Origin of the sequence: Algoriphagus sp. UBA3586 (genome assembly GCF_002376385.1) — a bacterium.
GTDB classification, from domain to species: domain Bacteria; phylum Bacteroidota; class Bacteroidia; order Cytophagales; family Cyclobacteriaceae; genus Algoriphagus; species Algoriphagus ornithinivorans.
On sequence record NZ_DFMT01000026.1, the window covers coordinates 157872 to 174261 of the forward strand.

General features: G+C 40.2%; 11 protein-coding genes. 9 read left to right on the forward strand and 2 right to left on the reverse strand.

The features are described 5' to 3' along the window. The first annotated feature begins 35 nt into the window (after nt 1-35). From B2906_RS08625 to B2906_RS08665, 9 genes are all read left to right on the forward strand, one after another. Nucleotides 36-2195, forward strand: a complete 2160-nt coding sequence (locus B2906_RS08625; protein WP_286937992.1) for an alpha-glucuronidase family glycosyl hydrolase — start codon at nt 36-38, stop codon at nt 2193-2195. A gap of 1 nt (nt 2196) precedes the next feature. Beyond that, complete coding sequence (locus tag B2906_RS08630; protein ID WP_286937995.1) at nt 2197-2688, forward strand: VOC family protein; 492 nt, start codon at nt 2197-2199, stop codon at nt 2686-2688. Beyond that, on the forward strand, nt 2685-3242 hold the full coding sequence (locus B2906_RS08635) for a GNAT family N-acetyltransferase (protein WP_286938003.1): 558 nt from the start codon (nt 2685-2687) through the stop codon (nt 3240-3242). The genes B2906_RS08630 and B2906_RS08635 overlap by 4 nt, the downstream gene beginning before the upstream one ends. Before the next feature lie 147 nt (nt 3243-3389). Further along, the gene (locus B2906_RS08640) at nt 3390-3998 is read left to right on the forward strand and encodes a hypothetical protein (RefSeq protein WP_286938005.1); all 609 of its coding nucleotides are present in this window, start codon (nt 3390-3392) and stop codon (nt 3996-3998) included. Nucleotides 3999-4359: 361 nt separating this feature from the next. Then, complete coding sequence (locus B2906_RS08645) at nt 4360-6246, forward strand: tetratricopeptide repeat-containing sensor histidine kinase (RefSeq protein WP_286938007.1); 1887 nt, start codon at nt 4360-4362, stop codon at nt 6244-6246. Between the two features lie 14 nt (nt 6247-6260). Further along, a complete protein-coding gene (locus tag B2906_RS08650; RefSeq protein WP_286938009.1) occupies nt 6261-7073 on the forward strand; it encodes a creatininase family protein in 813 nt (270 codons plus the stop codon). 13 nt (nt 7074-7086) lie between these two features. Continuing rightward, nucleotides 7087-7647, forward strand: a complete 561-nt coding sequence (locus tag B2906_RS08655; RefSeq protein ID WP_286938011.1) for a pentapeptide repeat-containing protein — start codon at nt 7087-7089, stop codon at nt 7645-7647. 468 nt (nt 7648-8115) lie between these two features. Further along, a complete protein-coding gene (locus B2906_RS08660; RefSeq protein ID WP_286938018.1) occupies nt 8116-11085 on the forward strand; it encodes a DNA polymerase III subunit alpha in 2970 nt (989 codons plus the stop codon). Between the two features lie 335 nt (nt 11086-11420). Beyond that, nucleotides 11421-13631: an adenylate/guanylate cyclase domain-containing protein gene (locus tag B2906_RS08665; RefSeq protein WP_286938019.1), complete on the forward strand. Its 2211-nt coding sequence runs from the start codon at nt 11421-11423 to the stop codon at nt 13629-13631. Here B2906_RS08665 and B2906_RS08670 read toward each other — a convergent pair. Beyond that, a complete protein-coding gene (locus B2906_RS08670) occupies nt 13606-14832 on the reverse strand; it encodes a S8 family peptidase (RefSeq protein ID WP_144604788.1) in 1227 nt (408 codons plus the stop codon). The two genes, B2906_RS08665 and B2906_RS08670, sit on opposite strands and share 26 nt — an antisense overlap. Before the next feature lie 140 nt (nt 14833-14972). Continuing rightward, the gene (locus B2906_RS08675; RefSeq protein WP_286938025.1) at nt 14973-16346 is read right to left on the reverse strand and encodes a S8 family peptidase; all 1374 of its coding nucleotides are present in this window, start codon (nt 16344-16346) and stop codon (nt 14973-14975) included. Nucleotides 16347-16390: the final 44 nt, after the last annotated feature.

Sequence of the window (16390 nt, forward strand, 5' to 3'; positions counted from 1 at the left end):
TTTTTCGAGAACTTCAATCGTCAACCAATAAACCTATGAAAAACCTATTTTACGCTTTTCTTTTTTTCTTCTGCATCCAATCCGTTCAGGCCAAGGACGGCTATGATTTGTGGTTGGACTACAGTTCCATCAAGATTCCCACTATTCGATCCGAAGCCGAATCATTATTCAGTGGAATCTACTTTTTTGGAAAAAACCCAACATACAACGCCATCCAATTTGAGATGGAAAAGGCTATTCCGAAAATGATCGGGAAATCGCCAATCTATGCAACTGACCGGATCAATGCGGCTAAAATGTGGCTGGGTACCAGAGAGGAACTTGCTCAGGTCATAGGCTTAGACCAACAAATGGAAATCAAAAATTTAGGAGATGAAGGTTACTGGATGGGTCCAATTGAGCTTCAAGGTAAGACCTACTTTAGCATTATTGGAAACAAACCAATAGGTGTCTTGTACGGCGTTTTTAGACTACTCCAGGAAATTCAAAGAGAACAGGTAGACTTTAAGGAAGAATTATCAGATAGTCCCAAGGTGAAAATCAGAATGCTGAATCACTGGGATAATTTAGACCGAACGGTAGAACGTGGCTATGCTGGTTTTTCCATTTGGGATTGGCATAAGCTTCCAGGCTATGTGGATCCCAGGTACATAGATTACGCCCGGGCCAATGCAAGTTTAGGAATCAATGCAGTTTCCCTCACTAATGTGAATGCAAATGCCTGGATTTTAAGACCGGACTTCATAGAAAAAGTGAAGGTCTTGGCAGATATTTTCCGCCCTTATGGGATTAAGGTCTATCTAACTGCCCGATTTTCGGCCCCCATCGAACTCGGTGGATTGGAAACAGCTGATCCTTTAAATCCCGATGTTGCAGCATTTTGGAAGGAAAAAGTAGGGATGATTTATGAAGCCATCCCAGATTTTGGTGGCTTTGTAGTTAAGGCTAATTCAGAAGGACAGCCCGGTCCTCATGAATACGGAAGAAATCATGCAGAAGGAGCCAATATGCTTGCAGATGCTCTCGCTCCATATAAAGGATTGGTCATTTGGAGAGCATTTGTATACTCACACGAAATTGATGAGGATCGCCACAAACAGGCAAATTTGGAATTTGAACCTCTGGATGGAAAATTTAAGGAGAATGTGATTATCCAGGTGAAAAATGGGGCAATTGACTTCCAACCTCGGGAGCCATTCCATCCTTTATTCGGAGCTGTAAAAAATACCAATCTTGGGATGGAATTTCAGATCACCCAAGAATATTTGGGACAGGCCACTCAATTGGTCTATTTGGGCACTTTTTGGGAGGAGGTATTGAAATCTAAAACCTATAGACCAAAGTCTTCATCGACAGTGGCTAAAATTATTGACGGAACAGATTCTGGGCAAAAATTAACCTTGATGGCTGGAGTATCGAATATTGGAACTGATAGAAATTGGACAGGGCATCTTTTCGGGCAGTCCAACTGGTATGCCTTCGGAAGATTAGCCTGGGATCCCTATTTGAGTTCTGAAAAAATATCGAAAGAATGGTCAGAATTAACCTTTGGGCCTAAGTTAAGTGGAATTGAAAAGATTCAAGGAATTATGATTAATTCTCATGAGGCCGCTGTCAATTACATGACTCCTTTGGGCCTGCATCATATAATGGGAAGAAGTCATCACTATGGTCCTGGCCCTTGGGTCGAGGGTGGAAGAGCTGACTGGACATCCCTTTATTACCATCGTGCAGGATCAGATGGGATAGGTTTTGATAGAACTTCCTCAGGGAGTAATGCCTTAAATCAGTACGCTCCTGAAATCGCAAAAGTCTGGTCTGATCCGAAGAAAATACCTGAGAAATACCTGCTGTGGTTTCACCATCTCTCTTGGGATTTTAAGTTGAAATCAGGAAATACTTTATGGAAAGAAATCACTTTACATTATGATCAGGGAGTCAAAAGCTCCAGAAGTTTTCTCCAGACTTGGCAATCATTGGAGAATGTCATTGATGAGGAACGATTTGATCATGTTAATCAGCTATTGAAGGTTCAAGTTAAAGAGGCTGAATGGTGGAGAAATGCCTGTCTTCTTTATTTTCAGACATTTGCAAATAGACCTTTTCCTTCTGAAATTGAACAACCTGAAGGAGACTTAGAATATTATAAAAGCCTGAGTTTTCCTTTCGCACCTGGAATTAAGCCTAATTGGTAAAATGGATAACTATAAAATCCCATCTGGAACCAGCATTGGTCACGTCCACTTGAAAGTGAGTGATCTTGAGCGTTCGATTGACTTTTATTGTGGGCTCTTAGGCTTTGAATTAATGATGAGATATGGAAAAGATGCAGCTTTTATTTCAGCGGGAGGATATCATCATCACATAGGTTTGAATACATGGCAAAGTAAGAACTCTCCCCCTGCCCCAAGAAACTCACCTGGCTTGTTTCATACGGCAATCCTTTTCCCTACCCGAAAAGACCTAGCCTTTCTTTTCAAAAGGCTGTCAGATCATTCCTACCCCTTGACAGGAGCTGCAGATCATGGAGTTTCTGAAGCATTGTATCTGGATGATCCTGATGAAAATGGCGTAGAGCTTTATTGGGATAGACCTCGGGAACTTTGGCCCAAAGATGAATCAGGAGAGCTGACTATGTACACCAGAAGACTTGATATTAATTCTTTGCTCAGCGAATTAAATCCATGAAGAAATACATTTTCCAAAGTGAAAGGTTAGGTTTTCGAACTTGGTCTGAATCCGACTTAGAAGCCATTTTTCAAATAGATTCTGATCCCGAAATCATGTATTTTTTCGAAAAACCATTCACTTTGGAAGAAAGCCAAAAGCGCATTCAAAAGATGAATCAAACCTTTCAAAAAGAGGGGTTTTGTTATTTCGCGGTAGACTTTTTGGCAAGTGGTGAATTGGCCGGAACCATAGGTTTGGGAAGGAAGGATTTTGAAGCAAGCTTCACTCCCTGTATTGATATAGGTTGGCGACTTGCGAAAAAATACTGGAATCAGGGTCTTGCTTCCGAAGGAGCCCTTGCCTGCATAGGTTATGCCTCACAGTTAGGCTTAGAAGAAATATATTCTTACGCCACTTCAGCAAATCATGCCTCCTTACAAGTGATGCGTAAAATCGGAATGAAATTTATAGAGGAATTTGAGCATCCTGAACTTTTAAATCATCCCAGATTACAGCCTTTCAGCCTTTTTAAAATTTCTTTGGATAGTTCAATCGGTGGAGATTTAGTCTAACCTTAAATTAGAATAATCCATTCAATTTACTTTTATTCAGTCACTTAATTTTATTTATTAACCTTGAAACCTCCCATTGAGGGATGCTCTCGGTCTCCGTCAAGGAGTTTTTATCTATTCTTTACTTCCCAACAAAACCTAACACTTATGAAATCTTTAAAAGGAAATTATTCCTTAATACCCCCCCTATGCTTATTGCTGATTTTTCTAATAAGCTCTTGTATTCCAAATGACATAGAAACTGTGGATCCGATGAATGATCCTCAACTTGAATACTTGGAAGATAGTCCATTTCCCAACCCGCTGGAAAATCTTCGGATGGATCCTATGACTCTTAGTATGTTAGCAAACTTAAGAGCAGCAACAGCTAAATATCAAAAATTTGATATTGCTATAGATGATGGCTATATCCAAGGTTCAGGTTGCGTTGCTTCTCCAGATGGAGGAATGGGGTATCATTTTGTCAATTTTCCTGAAGTTGATGGAGAATTTGACCCCACCCAACCTGAAGCTTTGCTTTATGAAGAACAATCCAATGGAAGGATGAGACTTGTTGGAGTGGAGTTTGTAATTGTAGCAGACTTATGGGATTTAGAAAATGAAGATATCCCATATTTCGGAAATCAAGAATTTGAAGAAGTTCAGCCTCCCTTACCTCTTCCTTTCAGAAACTATCAACTTCATGTCTGGGTTTGGAAAAATAATCCGGAGGGAATTTTCGAAAAATGGAATCCTACTGTTAAATGTTTGGACTAATTTGATGAAAAAAGCAGGCTTTAATTCATTGCCTGCTTTTTTTAAACAAAAATGCCGCCCCTTTCGGAGCGACATTTTACCCAACTCAACTATTCAAAAAATTATGCTTTTCAAAGGACATCTATTCAATAGTCCGATCAGTAGGTTTTGATTAACTATTTAATTATTTCCCAGATTTAAATTTTTTCATTATAAACTATCTGAAAACAGATACGAGAATGGAAGGCAGTTTGGATTTAGCTTAAAAAAAATTCAAGTTTGAAGCCCCTATTAAAAACAGAATTCTTCTTCAATTCAATTTTTAATTTCCAAAGCTTGATTTAAATTCAATCATTCATTAAGCCTTTGTTTTAATCAAGTCATGATACCCTATTTTAGATTTGTATCAATTTTATTTTTTTCACTCAGCACCTTCTTATGCCTAGCTCAGGATAAAAAAGAAATTGACTCTTTGCTTACCCAAGGTGAAAAATACTTATATGTAGACTGGGACAGTGCAAAGATGTTTCTTGAGGAAGCCGAAAAATTGGCCATGGAATCTCAGGATGAGAAAGACTTAGGAAGAGTGGTCAATATGATGGGCTCTTTGCATTATGTCAGGGGTAATTATGCAGAATCCATGCGAAATTTTTCTAAAGCAAATGATATTTTCAACAGAAACCCCGACAAAAAAGAATTGACGTATGCTTTAAATGGACGCGGACTTATCTACCTGAGTCAGCACGATTATGCCAGGGCCATTGAAATCTGGGAACGATGTATTCGACTAAACAGAGAATTAGCGGATGATTATGGGCTAGGCAAGAGCTATTTCAATAAAAGCATTGCGGAGATGGAGCTAAAGCAATACCAAAAGGCAAATGAATCCCTGACCACTGCATTGAACCTATTGGAAAAATTCAAAGAAAAACCATTGTACGCAATGGCTTTAAACCGCTTTGCCAAGATAAATTTTGAACTAAATGACCTAACTCAGGCAGAAGAGTTTTATACCAGAGTCTTGAGTATCAAACCAGAAGTTACTACTTGGGAGAAAACATTTGCCAATACCGGATTGGCGGAAATCTACCTGGTTCGAGAAAACCCCAGTAAAGCATTGCAATATGGACTTATTGCTGAGCAGCTTGCTGAAAAAGCCAAAGCATTTTGGGATAAGGAAAGGGCTACCAAAGTAATTGCAAAAGCTTATGAAAATCTTGGAGACTATGCTAATGCTTTGAGATACACTAAACTCAATAAAGCCTATTCAGATAGCCTCTACAGTGAAAATAAAAACTCCGAAATCAGTTACCTTCAATTACAGCTTACAGCTGCAGACAATTTGAATTTACTGACAGAAAAAGAGATTGCTGAGCAAGAAGCAGCTTTCAACAGCAAATTAGCTATCACTTTGATCATTACTCTAATAGTAACGATTGTTGGTTTTTTACTATATGCCAGACTTCTGAAACAAAAAGAAGAAATCAATACCCAATTGGAAGCCAAACAAACAGAAATAGAAAACCAAAATCAAAAATTGGAAGCCATCAATGAGGAGAAAAACAAACTCTTTTCTATTCTTTCCCATGATTTGAAATCCCCTATCAACTCTGTAAAGCAGCTATTGGAAATTGAAGAGAAAGGTTTCTTGAGCGAATCAGAATCTCAAAAAGTAAGAAAAATGCTGATTCGACAAGTAACTGAAACAGAGCAAATGCTCAACGAGCTTCTCCGATGGTCTCATGCTCAATTAGATGGAATATTAACTAATAGGGTGGAAACTCAGCTTTCTCCAATGCTTAGAGATCAAATTGCACATTTGGAATATCAAACAAGCAGTAAGAACATTCACATTGCTTATTCAGACTTAGAAAGCGCTGAAAAAGTACTGGTTGACCCTCATCAAATCAGTATCATTTTTCAAAACTGTCTTCATAATGCAATCAAGTTTTCAAAACCAAACAGTCAAATTCATATCTGGCTGTCAGACGAAGAAGAAATTTACCAAAAGCTTCATATCAAGGACTTCGGAATAGGAATTGATGCTGAAAAATTAGAGGAAATTAAATCCCGACTGGTACGCGTTAAATCAACCGACGGAACCCAAAATGAAAAAGGAACAGGTTTGGGCTTGCAGCTTGTAAAACAATTTATGGATAAAAATCAAGGAATTTTCGAGATCAAAAGTGAGGTAGGAAAAGGTACCGAAATCATTTTGAGTTTTGAAAAAATCAAAAAAAACAAGCAAACAGACAAAATCTCCTACTAAAACAGATGTCACTGATGAAAAGTATTTTAGCCACCCTCCTGACCTTATTTTGCTTAGTAAATCATGCCTATCCGCAAAATCCCAGTACACGGGAAATGGATAGAATTAACTGGATGGAGTTTGCAGAATTTGTCCCAGAAAAAATCAACACGGTCCTCTTACCTACTGGCACTTTAGAACCTCATGGCGTTATCAATAACGGAGCTGATAATACCGCTCCCTTTGCCATGGCCAAAGACTTGGCAGACAAACTGAATGCGCTCATCGCTCCTACGCTAAATTATGGAATCACCGGCTCCATGGCAAATTATCCGGGGGCTTTTCAAATTTCAGAAGAAGCCTATGCCCCTTTTATCCGGGATATTTTGAAAGGGCTGGCCAGAAATGGTTTTAAAAACATCATTATCCTGAATGGTCATGGTGGAGGTCAAACTGCCGTTCTCCAACAGGTTGCCGAAAAAGTTTCCAATGAATTGGGTGTTCGCACTTTAGTGATCAACTGGTGGACCTATGCTTCGGATGTGACCATGGAAGTTTTTAAGGAAGATGGAGGTCATGCAGGTTTGAATGAGACAGCCTATATTCAGGCTATTGATCCTAGTCTAGTTCACAAAGAACGATACAATCCCAATCAGGCTACAGCCTACCCACAAAATAGAGCTTGGTCCGCAGTTCCTTTCCCTTCATCAATCGGACTCTATCAGGAAGGACAGGGCTATCCAAATTTTGACCAAAACCAAGCAGACGAATACTTCCGAAAAGTCAATGACAAAGTGCTGAAATTGATCCAAGACACCATTGCAAAATGGGATTTGGCAGGCATTTAATCCGGTATAAATCATGGCCTACTTTTCCGATCAAAAGTTTATTAACCTGACCCAAATTGAGTTTGAAATTGGTGAGTATGATTCCTGCTGCTTCGAGAACTGCAATTTCTCCAATTTCAATTTTCATGGAAGTTCTTTTGAGAATTGTGTTTTCAAATCCTGCGACTGGAGCAATGCCAAGGTATTTAAAGTAGCCTTTCAGCAGGTCAAATTCGAAAACTGTAAAATGCTGGGCGTGCATTTCAATACAGCCAACCCATTTTTATTGGAATTCAATTTCCAAAACTCTCAGCTGGATTACAGCAACTTTTTCAATCTCCAACTTAAAAAGTCAGTCTTTCAAAATTGCAAACTGACTGAGGTAGACTTCAGCCAATGCAATCTGACTGAGGTAAACTTTCAAGGCTCTGACTTATCCGGGACAGTATTTGATCAGACTGTCTTGGAGAAAGTTGATTTCCGAAATACCCAAAATCTCCGTCTAGATCCTGAAATCAATAAAATCAAAGGAGCCCGATTTGATTTGTATGGCCTACCCGGATTATTGGAAAAATATGGAATTATAATAGACTAAATTCAAAGTCTGACTTCCGCAATCATGCTAGTTGCCTTATTTTCTTTGCTTGACTGGTTGGATACTTCGACTTCGCTCAGTACAGGCGATCGGAGACCGAAGACCCAGCCACGGCTGACAGGCGAAGCTTCCGGATTCTGATCCTTTTAGCAGACAATAAGCCGTATTTCTGTCAATACTGGTAAGAAAGCGGATATCCAAATTCAAAATTTACTTTTCTGACATTTTCTTCCAAAACCTATCAAAATACTTGACAGGAAGAGTACTTTTTGTTTACATTATAAACATATAAATGTTAATAATATTGACATTTAGCTTACAGAAATAAGCCTCTAAAAAGTCTCCGTTATGCTGCTTTTCTAGAAACAGCATTAATGCAAATCTAGTCCAGCTTCTGGAGAAGCAGGACAACAGTGGCCAAAACAAAGATTCTCCTACACCCCGTAATTCAAAAATCGTAAATCATCAATGTTTTTAAATTGCCATTCTCACTTCAGCTTCAAATACGGGACGATGTCTGTGGAAGCGCTGATCGCTGAGGCGAAGGGCAAAAAACTTGATGCCCTGGCACTGACCGATATCAATTGTACTGCCGGTATATTCCCTTTTATCAGGGCGGCACAGCAATCAGGCATTCATCCTGTCGTAGGCATCGACTTCCGTAATGGAGTTCAGCAACAGTACATCGGTTTAGCGCGAAATCAGGAAGGCTTTTTTGAACTGAATGAGCATCTATCGGAACATTTGATCCACAAGCGGGAATTCAAACCTAGAGCTCCTGAATTTGAGCATAGCTTTATCATCTATCCCTTTTCTGAAAAAGCTTTTCACCTGCGGGAAAATGAATTCATCGGCGTGCATCCCGGGCAGCTCAACAAGCTCCTCATCTCTCCTTGGTACCGGAAAAAAGAAAAACTGGTACTCCTACAGCCGGCGACCTTCAGTTCCAAACTAGAGTTTAATGCACACCGTCTTTTACGCAGCATGGACTTGAATACCCTGCTCAGCAAACTTTCTCCGGAAGAGCAAGCTGACCCCAGTGATCAGTTCTATTCCTACGCTGACATGATAGCCCGTTGCGAAAATCACAGCTATCTACTCGTCAACGCTCAGAAACTGCTCGAACAATGCCAGTTCTCCTTTTACTTTCAGGCTGTCAAAAACAAACGGGATATTCTAGGCTCGGACTGGGAAGACTTTGATTTTCTGCGACAGGAAACTTTCAAAGGCGCTATCCGACGCTACCCGGAACTCGGACCACAGATCAGTCAGCGGATAGAAAAGGAACTGGAACTCATACAGCAAAAGGGCTTCGTCTCCTATTTTCTGATCAATTACGATATCGTCACTTTTGCGCAGCAGCGCAACTTCTATCATGTGGGTCGTGGCTCTGGAGCCAATAGCATCGTGGCTTATTGCCTGGGCATCACGGATGTGGATCCTATTGAATTAGACCTGTACTTTGAGCGCTTTATCAATCTCTACCGGGAAAATCCTCCCGACTTTGATATTGATTTCAGCTGGACCGACCGGGATGAAGTCACCGATTATATCTTTCGCAAATACAATCAGGGCAAGCACGAACACGTTGCCCTTTTGGGTTCCTACAGCACTTTTCAGTACAATTCCATGCTGAGAGAATTGGGAAAAGTCTTCGGGCTACCCAAAACTGACATCGAATCCCTGATCCATCATGCAGATAAAGCTGGCTATCAGCCGGACCAATTTGGGAGGTTGATCATCAAGTATTCCAAAGTCTTGCATGATATGCCTTCGCATCTGACCATTCATGCCTGCGGAATTTTGATTTCCCATAAGCCTATCCACTACTACACCGCAACGGAGATGCCACCAAAGGGCTTCCCTCTAGCCCATATTGACATGCACATTGCAGAGGACATTGGACTGCACAAGTTTGATATTCTAAGTCAGCGGGGATTAGGACACATCAAATCTGCCTTGGAAATCATTTACCAAAATCAGGGAATCAAAGTGGATATCCGACAGGTGGAGAAATTTAAGAAGGATCCGAAAATCAAGGAACACCTGAAAACTGGGCATACCATCGGTGCTTTCTATGTGGAGTCCCCAGCTATGCGCATGCTACTGGCCAAGATGAAAGCGGATACTTACCTGGAACTAGTAGCTGCCAGCTCTATTATCCGCCCGGGAGTAGCCCGCTCGGGAATGATGCGGGAGTATATTCTCCGACACATCAGCGAAGAGCGGAGAAAACAGGCACACCCGGTCATGTGGGAGATCATGCCGGAGACTTATGGCATCATGGTCTATCAGGAAGATGTGATCAAAGTAGCCCATTACTTTGCCGGGCTGAGTCTCGCCGAAGCGGATGTACTGAGACGGGGCATGAGTGGAAAATCCCGTTCCAAAGATGAATTTCAGCGGGTAAAGGATCAGTTTTTCGCCAATTGTAAAAAACTGGGAAGAGAAGATTCGGTAACGAAAGAAATCTGGCATCAGATCGAAAGCTTTGCAGGTTATTCCTTTGCCAAAGGCCATTCGGCCTCTTTTGCCGTGGAAAGCTACCAAAGCCTGTACCTGAAAGCCTATTTCCCGCTGGAGTTTATGGTGGGAGTGATCAATAATTTTGGGGGCTTTTACCATACCGAGTTCTATGTACACGAACTTCGGATGAATGGCGCGGAGATTCAGGCTCCCCATCTCAACGAAAGTGAATACCTAACCCGTATCAATGGCAAGACGGTATTTCTGGGATTTATTCATATGAAATACCTGGAAAAGGCCACCGTAGAAAAACTACTGACTGAACGCAGAAGGAATGGTGCTTTTCTGGGCTTGGCAGACTTTGTGGCAAGGGTAGAAATTGGCTTGGAGCAGCTTCTGATTTTGATCCGAATGACCTGTTTTCGTTTTACAGGAAAAACCAAGCAAGAACTCCTATGGGAAGCTCATTTCCTCCAAAATAAGAGGAAGTCGGTCGTGAGCACCCACGAACTCTTCCGTTCTCCCACAGCAGAAATCAGTTTCGGAAAAAAGCCTCCTCAAGTACCCGATCTGGACGAAACAGATATCCGGCAGGAAATATTGGATCAGATCGATATTCTGGAATTTCCACTGGACTCACCTTTTCATCTGGTCAAAGACCAAAGCATTCAAGGAATCAAAGCCCGGGAGATGACACAGTACTTAGGCAAACAGGTAACTGTCTTGGGCTATTTGGTAACGGTTAAATATACCCGAACAGTCAAAGGAGAGGTGATGAACTTCGGGACTTTTCTGGATAGGAACGGAGACTGGATAGATACCGTCCACTTCCCTCCTGTGGTCAAAAAATACCCCTTCAAAGGTCGGGCGATTTACAGAATCCAAGGAAAAGTAGTAGAAGAATTCGGCTTTTACTCCATCGAAGTCAATACGCTGGAACGAATGGCTTACTGGAATGCTGGAGATAATTGAGCATGAACAAAAGCTATTTTGAAGCTTTTTAGTGGAGGGTAAGGCTTCGGAGAAAAGAAACCGATTGAGCTCTGAACTGGAAAAACAGGATATCCGAGCACTTTAGAGTTATGCACAAAGTTGAAATTCACCAAAACAAGCCTCCAACACGATATTTTAAGCAAGTATCATCTGAGGATTAAAAACAATTAAACTTTTCTAAGAAAAACTGTATTTATAGCTATCACAAATCTCTTCAAGTTTAGAGAAAGTTTTGCTTACTTAGGATACAAAATTGACTAGTTTGTAGCAGGAAATGTGCAGAATAATCAGAAAAGCTCCTCAAATATATTTTTATGAGTCAGGATCATAATAGAAAACAATCTGTTGTATTTTTTTCAGATATAGTTGGCTATACCCGACTCATGGGAAAAGATGAGGATCATGCTTTTGATTTGATGAAAAAAAACCTGGAAATCCATACAGAAATTCTGGGTAGCTACAGGGGAAATATCATCAAAGAACTCGGTGACGGCATACTCGCTACTTTTGAGACGGTTCCTGAAGCTTTGGAAGCCAGTATAGAGATCCACAAGAGGCTTCAGAGTATTCCTGACATGCAAATTCGAATAGGTTTACATTGTGGAGAAATCATCTTTGATCACGGGGATGTGTTTGGAGACGCGGTAAACTTAACTGCAAGGATTCAAGGCATAGGGGTTCCATCCTGTATTTTGATTTCAGAAAAAGCAAGAGAGCAATTACCTTTCAAAACCGATTTTAATACCCAAAAACTGGGAATGTTCCGCCTCAAAAATGTGGAGCATCCGGTTCAGCTTCATGCGGTCACCAATCCGCCTTGTGCGATTCCAAAACGTTCTCAAATACTGGACAACATCCATTTTCAAGAAAAAAACCCTTGGAAGTTTTGGGCGGTTTTGAGTGTTTCCTTCATTCTTTTGACCTATTTGATCTATTCTATTCTATGGAATACTTCTGTTTGGGAAAAAGATAAATCAGTTGCTATACTTCCATTCACCAATTTAAGTAACAACTCCGAACAAGAGTTTTTCTCTGAAGGACTGACTGCCGATGTTATCACTCAGGTCTCCAAAATCGGGAGCATTAAAGTAATCACCAAAGATGCGGTAGAACCATTCAGAGGACCCGATCTTCCATTGGATTCCATTGCCAATACCTTAGGAGTAAGCACCATATTGAAAGGTAATATTCGATGGATTGGAGATAAAATCCGGATCAACGTGCAGCTCATCGACCCATCTGAAAACAAGAATCTCTGGGCAGAAACTTATAACAGGGAAGTCAGCGACATTTTTGAGATTCAAGCAGAAATCGCTTCAGAAATCGCACGTGTACTCAACAGCAATCTCAGTGCAGCCGAAAAAGATCAGTTAAACAAAGCTCAGACAAGTAGCTTTGATGCTTACGAACTCTATTTAAAGGGCAGGGAGCTTTATTCACTATATAGAAAGCAGACGACCCTGGAGGCGGCAGAATTATTCAAAGAAGCAGTAAGAATTGACCCAGAATATGCATTAGCCTACACCGGATTGGCGAATGCCTATGCTCAGTATCTTTATTTCGGTGAAGGCGACCAATGGTTGGATTCCAGTATGGAAGCCAGCGCCAAGGCTTTGGCCATTGACCCTTACCTTGCAGAGGCATTTACTGCACAAGGCTCAGCCTATTACTATAAGGGACAAAATGAATATGCCAAAATCTCTTTTGAAAAGGCTTTGGTACTCAATCCCAACCTAAGTACTGCGATGGGCAATCTCGCAACTGTATATTTTATCAGTGGAGACTTGGCCAAATCATTAAAACTTCAATCAAAATCAGCTACTCTCAATCCCACTAACCACCTACCTTATCAGATTACTGGTTGGATATACCGAGTATTAGATCAATTTAATGAGGCCCATAATTGGATAGATCAATCTATAGAAATTCAAAAGGACCCACTTAGCTACGAGCAAAAAGCCTTTACATACTTTGAGCAGAATAAAATTCAAGAAGGTATAGAGCTGGCAAATCAGGTAATTCTTGTCAATAATGACACCACCTCTTTGGGTTTTGTCTCCGCCGGAACAATTCATTTTTTTGCGGGTGACTTCGAAAAAGCGGCTTTTTATTTAGAGGAATCTTTAAGAAAAAAACCGGATTATGAATCCGACGAATACTTTATCTCTCCGGTTTACCTAAGTTATATCTACAAAACCCTGGGTAAAACCAAGGAAGCAAACGTACTTTTAGATAAAGCCATTTCTATTAGAAAAGAAACCTTGGAAGATTTCAAAGAGGATTTCAACCTATGGCTTGATTTGGCACAACTGGAGGCCGTAAGAGGAAATATTAATCAGTCAAGCGCTTACTTAAAAGAGGCCTTTAACAGAGGGTTTAGAGATGACTTTCAATTAGTCAATAACCCGATTTTTAAAAATTATTTGAGTCATCAGCCCATTCGCTCCTTACTGAGCGAATTACAGAAGAAGCGAATGGAGATGAATCAAGAATTACAGACTAGCGACCTGCTACGGAATAAGTAATCCCTCCACATTGTATAGTAGACATGCTGGAAGGCGCTCCGCCTTTGGAATGAACCAATCCTGCCACCAAGGCTGCAGCCATAGATGTACCAGACATTACCTGATATTGGTTTCCAGGAAAAGTGGAAATTAGATTAGCTCCCGGTGCAAACCAATCAATTGGTGGATTTCCCATATTGGATAAGCCACTGCACCCACCCATACCTTCACAAGTAAAGTCTAATGCTCCTACTGTAAAAACATTGGAGCCGTTGATACAACCAGGCAAGTTTTCGTTTGCAGAAGAACTGTCATTCCCAGCAGACATTACTACGGTGATTCCTTTGGAACCTAAATCGGATATTATACCATTTAGGAATGGCTCAAAGTTAGCGCAATTGAGCCCAACAGGAGCTCCAAGACTCATGAGGACTACATCACCGGAAACTCCAAATTTCTCCACGTGATCTAAAGCTAATACTAGGCTTGACCAGCTACCCATTCCATTTTTATCCAGCACTTTGAGAGAAATAATCTCTGCTCCAGGCGACATTCCAGTTATTCCTGGATTGCCACTTCCTGAACCTGCAGCTAATCCAGCACAATGTGTACCATGTCCGGCAAAATCGGCAAATGGATCCGACTCAGTGGATATAAATGAAACAGAGAAATTTCGATTTGGATTTACGTTTAAGTCATTGTGTTTAGAATCTACCCCTGAATCTATGATCCATATAGAAGAACTAGAATTAGAGCGCTGAGAGCCTCCCATTAAAGGAATCGCACAACTCGATTTGGTTGATTCATTGTAGAACAAATCTCCTAAGCTCTCCCCTTGCATTCTAGGTCGTGAGCTTTGCATTCTTGGCCTACTTTGCATGGTAAAATCCTCCACCACTCTATCTACCGAAGGATCAGATTTAAGGAGATTAACCTGAGAAGAATTTAGATTAGCTACAAAGCCAACAGCTCCATCAACAAACTTTTTGGCCTTACCGGGAGCAATGTTTTTTTGTCTTAAAAAGTTATCGACTTTACTTAATTTTTCAGTCCTCTTGCCAGCATTTTGATTTGCCTGCATTTGCCTGTTTGGATTTCTAGTTTGATTTTTTCTGATAGGCTCCTCAAAACTATCTTTGAAAACCACTACAAAATTCTTGCTTTGGCTATATCCTAAAGATGAAAAAATCATCAGAGCTAGGATAAAAAACACTTTTCTCATAATAAAATACGTTAAGTTGAAACTCAACTTACTAAGTTTTATTGAAAAAATTCAAACATTACTTGGAAAAAGCAAATATAAAATTGAACAGCGCTCAGCTTTAATAAGCTTTATTTCAGATAAATAGGCTTTTCAACTACTTATTGAATCTTTCCGACTATATAAACAGGATCTCCTTGGCCTGGGGCTGCCCCTCTTTGAACTGTTTTCCAGATCACTGGATTAGGGTTCCCATAAAGGATTCCTGAGAAAATTGCTGCTGAAAAAGAAGTGCCTGACACTACTGTGTACTTTGGAATTAGATCAGATTCTAAATGACCAGTAGTGAAGATATATTCGCCGGGTTCTAAATAATCGATGATACCATCTGTTTCATTGATTTCGTAATTCGAGAAGAAAGAAAATAGAGGATTGTTGGAGGCATCAACTTCTACTGAACCAAGGGTATAAGTTCTGGCAGTATTTCCTCCAGTTCCTTCATGATTGATACAACCCGGGAAATTGGTATTAGAGGGCTCAGCTTCATTACCAGCTGACATTACGACATCTATTCCAAAATCAACCAAGGCTATGATTTTATCTCTGATTTTTCCACTGATGCAAAAATTTGGGCCAGATCCTTGTTGACCTATACTTAAATTAACAATATCACCAGAAGCACCATTCAGTAATACATATTCTAACGCATTTTTTACTCGGTTTTCAGTTGATTTTCCTTTATTATCAAAAACCTTCAAAGAGACCATTTTAGCTCTTGGATATACGCCATTCATATGATATTCATTGGCTCCTGGTGATGCCGATGAGGCTCCTATTATTCCTGCGATGTTGGTTCCATGTCCAATGGGGTCTTCAAAAGGATCATTTGAATTCATTGCAAAAGATTTACTTAAATCAATTTCAGCCTGTTCAAAAATAATATCAGGATGCCTGGTATCCACGCCTGTATCAACAATCCAAACTCTCTTCGAAATGCTTGGAAAACTCGTAACGCCCCCACGAATTAATTGAATGAATTTACTGGTTTGGTTTACATCATCGTAGCGAAGCTGTTCTTGCATCATGGGTCTCCTGCCTTGTGGAAAAAGCTCAGCCTGCATCATAGGTCTTCTGCCTTGAATTTCTATATCAGCTTTTGTTTCAAATTTTGAAGAATTAGAATTAACGTAAGATTGAATAAGTAATGAGTCTTGCTTAGAAACCCCATCTATCAATACACTGACTTTATTGTCTAAGACACTAATATTTTGGAAATTGATGTCTTTGGGAAGTTTTATTACATCTTTCAGATGTTTTTGCACCTCTTTTTTTAACTTATAAACCTTCGCCTCACAAGCTTTAGGATTGGGGCAATCAACCGAACCCAATTTGAAAGGTTTGAATTGAATATCATCTAAAAAAACCAATTCAAAAGGATCAGAAAGTTCTGTGGTAAGGTTAGAATCCTTCGAGTCTTTTTCACAGGAACAAGCACCCAACAAAAATAACATCAGAAAAAAAGCAGAATGTCTCATAGCATCAAAGAAGTATATTAATTTAAAAATCAAGCAATTAAGTT